This window comes from Segatella sp. (assembly GCF_977051555.1).
Window position 1 is genome coordinate 1 of sequence record NZ_CDRSSE010000081.1, and the last position, 4,319, is coordinate 4,319.

Annotated in this window: 2 protein-coding genes and 1 rRNA gene; 1 reads left to right on the forward strand and 2 read right to left on the reverse strand. The window is 41.5% G+C overall.

Annotation, left to right across the window (positions count from 1 at the left end; all coding sequences use genetic code 11):
- Positions 1-271 (reverse strand): 16S ribosomal RNA (locus ACWJAO_RS13055); the annotation flags it as partial.
- Positions 272-799: 528 nt separating this feature from the next.
- Entirely contained in the window at positions 800-2,995 is a 2,196-nt protein-coding gene (locus ACWJAO_RS13060; protein WP_449140565.1) for an alpha-galactosidase, read from the reverse strand.
- 326 nt (positions 2,996-3,321) lie between these two features.
- Here ACWJAO_RS13060 and trhA point away from each other — a divergent pair, with 326 nt between their 5' ends.
- Complete coding sequence (gene trhA, locus ACWJAO_RS13065) at positions 3,322-3,978, forward strand: PAQR family membrane homeostasis protein TrhA (protein WP_449140566.1); 657 nt, start codon at positions 3,322-3,324, stop codon at positions 3,976-3,978.
- Positions 3,979-4,319 lie beyond the last annotated feature (341 nt).

Sequence of the window (4,319 nt, forward strand, 5' to 3'; positions counted from 1 at the left end):
GTTACCCCGCCAACAAGCTAATCAGACGCATCCCCATCCATCACCGATAAATCTTTAATCTCTTTCAGATGTCTTCTAGAGACGTCATTGGGTATTAGTCTTACTTTCGCAAGGTTATCCCCAAGTGATGGGCAGGTTGGATACGCGTTACTCACCCGTGCGCCGGTCGACGCCCATCAAAAGCAAGCTTTCGATGTCGTTTCCCCTCGACTTGCATGTGTTAAGCCTGTAGCTAGCGTTCATCCTGAGCCAGGATCAAACTCTCCATTGTAAAATATCATTTTTACTTTGCTATACCCGAAAGTCTAGCGAAGTGTTTGTTGTCTGTACTTAGGACGAATATCCTTTTCGTTTATTGAAGCTTAGTAAACCTGACTTGTCAATTGCTTGACGGTTCGTTTCTTTTACCCAGTTTCTTTATACTCCCTATATAATAAGGTGTATTCTAAAACCGCTTCTTGTACTACTTGTCTGTTTATGTAAAATCTTTCAAAGAACTCTTTCTTCGCAAGTTAGGCTGCGCCTCAACAATTGAAATTAATTTCATTGTATTCGACTTGCACTAACTTTCTTTAATCGCTAAGAGAAACCGTATTTCTCAAAAGCGAGTGCAAAAGTACAAACATTTTCCGAAACTGCCAAACATTTTCCGGAAAAAGTTTAGAAATTAACAGTATTTTAACACTTTCATCTTATTTTGCACTTATTTTGATACCAAACACTTTATTATATACATACACGCGCTCATATCTGCGTGTGGGCACACAAGCATGCGCATATACATAATGGTACCAGAAAACTATTCTGCCTCCAAATAGAGAACACGAGACGACCAGTCGTTCTTCTTACCCCAGTCTACCTCATGAACATACGGCATTTCCAAGCCATGTTCCATAAGATACTTACCAGAGTATGATTTTCCCTCACAATCAAGAGGCTTGTTATCAATTACATCAAGTTCTTTTACCTTATACATCTTATTCTCATCCAGACCAGCCATCTTAACTCTTGGCAAATGAACATTATAGAAGTTTGCCAATTTCCACCAATAGAAGACAGCCTTGTCTTTTGCTTCACTAACATACATAATAGAAGACAAGCCCTGATTATCGTACGGAGAAACCAAACGATAAAGGTCGCCAAACTGAACAACAGGACGGATCTCCTTGTATTCAGAGATAGCCTTTCGGCAGAGAGCCTTTTCCTCATCCGTCATATTCTTTGGCTGAATTTCCATTCCAAGTCGTCCGCTCATAGCCACATCAATACGATACTTCAAAGAAGTAGTGCGGAATACGGTATGGTTTGGCACAGCAGAGATATGACTTGCCATGGCGATGGCCGGGAAGAAATAGCTGGTTCCATACTGCATATAAATACGCTGCATGGCATCCGTATTATCACTTACCCAAAACTCATCAAAACCACGGAGCATGCCCCAATTGGCACGGCCACCGCCACTTGCGCAACATTGAATCACCACATCCTTATACTTAGCACGAATACGGTCAATAACCTTCGCAAATCCCTGATGATAAGCGATGTAGAGATGGCTCTGATCGGCTGCAGACAAGTATTGGCTACCATGATTCATAATAGGCATATTGGCGTCCCACTTGATGTAGGCTATATCTGGATATTTAGTAAGTAAATTGTCTACTACACCGAAAACAAAGTCTTGTACTTTTGGATTTGAGAGATCGAGCACCAGCTGGGTACCGCCACGGCCCAGAACAGCATCTCGCTTAGGAGCCTTGATAACCCAATCAGGATGCTTCTCATAGAGCATACTGGTAGTATTGGTCATTTCCGGTTCGATCCAGATACCAAACTTTACCTGGTTTTTTCTGGCATCGCTCAGCAAGCCTTCAATGCCATTAGGAAGTTTCTTGGTATCAACCACCCAGTCGCCGAGTGCACAGTTATCAGTAACACGAGGATACTTGGTTCCGAACCATCCATCATCCATTACGAAGAGTTCACCACCCATACTATGGATATCAGCCATCATCTGGTCCATTCCCTTCTGGTTGATGTCGAAATAAACACCTTCCCAAGAGTTGAGCAAGATATCACGCTCCTTATCTCCATGTGCCAAGATATATTTGCGTCCCCATTTATGGAAGTTTCTACTTGCACCGCTCAAGCCCTGTGTTGAATAGGTCAAAGCGAGTGCTGGAGTTTTGAAAGTCTCACCTTTCTTAAGATGATATTCAGAGTTCTGTTCATTAATACCGGCAAAGAAATAATGATATTCGGTATCATCGGTAACCGTCTTCAGCTTATAGTTTCCGCTATAAACCAAGGCTGCACCAATAACATTACCCGCATTTTCCTGTCCTTTACCATCGAGCGAGAACATGACTTCTGCATGATCGGTATGCGAATTGCGGGTACCATCATTGTTTCGGATTATAAATTCTCCTGGCTGCAGTTTTTCATGACTCAACTGTCCCTCTGCTGCCCAAGTACCGGAAAGATGACTCATCCAGACATCTCCACGACGGATAGGAAGCATAGCCGATGCGAAGGTAGTCAGGGTAACAGTACCCTTTTCACCATTCAGAATCTCGGTCCATGCCTCAATCATATCAACATCATTGTATGCACGATACTTCAAATCTACCTTTATATTATATACAGGATCTTTCAGATGAACGGTCGTAACAGAAGCATCTCCTTCGTTCTTCACATCACAGCCCGTAGCCACGAGTGCAGTTGAAAGATTGCCATCACTATGACGCATGGCAAGCGCTGCTTCAGCTGGAGTATTCAGTCCGTAAGCCGGATAAGCATCCATACGGCCATCAGTAGCGACCTTCAGATTCTGCAAATCGTTAGGATTCAACTTAGTACCGAAATAGAGATACTGGGCAGGCTTTCCATTCTCAACATCGAGAATGAGCGACATACCCTTTGTATTTACAGATACTTTTTCTGCCATCGCCGGAAGTGCGACAGTCATCAATATAAGTGCAATTGATTTTAACTTCATATTACCTTTCCAAATTATTAGTTGCGTTTATAGTTTCTATTTTGTGAGAGATGATTTCTCATTTTCACATCGCAAAATTATAAAAAATCCAATACACTCCAATACTTTTTTGATTTATTTTTCGAAGAAAGCAGAAAAGGACAAACAATCAGCAAATAAAGCAAAGAAAACACTTTAGAAATCGAAAGAATTCCTAAAAGATAGTCCACTTTAAGAAATTCTTAGTATCTTTGCAATGTTATAGCTGATAACGATTTAGGTATAGTGGCTTGAATGCCCTATTTTTCAAAATCAGCAGAATGTGTAACGAAAAGATATATAGAGATATGAAACTAAAGATACATTTCAGTCATAAAGAAGAACTTTGGAACTCATGGTCGCATGCAGGAGGTATCCTGATGGGCTTTGTCGTGGGAGCAATCTTCTTATATTGGTGCTTTACGATGCATAATGGATGGGCTACGGCGGGAGTTATCCTCTATCTGTTCGGTATGTTGATGTCTTACATCGCCTCAACGGTTTACCATGCCGTTTCTGCCTGGAGCAAATGGAAAGAGCGACTGCGCAAATGGGACCATGCCGCCATCTACTGGCATATTGCCGGTTCTTACTCGCCAATCACGCTCATTGCGATGCGAGACCAGGAATATTGGGGATGGAGCCTCTTTATCTTTATCTGGGCTTGCGCCATTGCCGGAACCATCATGAGTTTTGCCAGACTCAAGGATCACAGCAACCTGGAGACCATCTGCTTTGTAGGCATGGGATTGTCGGTACTGGTTGCCTTTAAACCTTTGATAGACTCCGTATCCGCCGCCACAGTCTGGTGGATTATTGCCGAAGGCGTCTGCTACATTACGGGCGCCGTATTCTACAGTATTAACAAGAAGAAATACATGCATTCCGTGTTCCATTTCTTCGTTTTAGCTGGTAGTATCTGCCACATCATTGCAGTTTGGGATATTCTCATGAAATATATCTAAACGACTTAATAAAAGGCATCGGGAAGTTTTCGCTTTCTGATGCCTTTGTTTTTTTATAAAGTTCTATATTACAAGACATTCATCCATATCATACTCTTCTTCTAATATAATAAGGTGGAATTGTTAACAATACGTTAAAGTATGAAAATAATTGCCCAAAAGTTTGGAACTTATCGCAGAAAAGCACACCTTTGCAGTGTTCTATTGAAGTAGTACACTAAAACATTAAAGATTATGATACAGATTAAAGACATTGATTTCAGATACCCAGGTAGCAAGCACCTTGTATTTAGAGATTTCTCTTTGGAACTCAAGGAGAACAACATTTATGGCTTGCTCGG

Bases quoted from the DNA above. Each gene is read 5' to 3' on its own strand.
- trhA (WP_449140566.1), top strand. From the start codon at position 3,322: ATGAAACTAAAGATACATTTCAGTCATAAAGAAGAACTTTGGAACTCA.
- ACWJAO_RS13060 (WP_449140565.1), bottom strand. From the start codon at position 2,995: ATGAAGTTAAAATCAATTGCACTTATATTGATGACTGTCGCACTTCCG.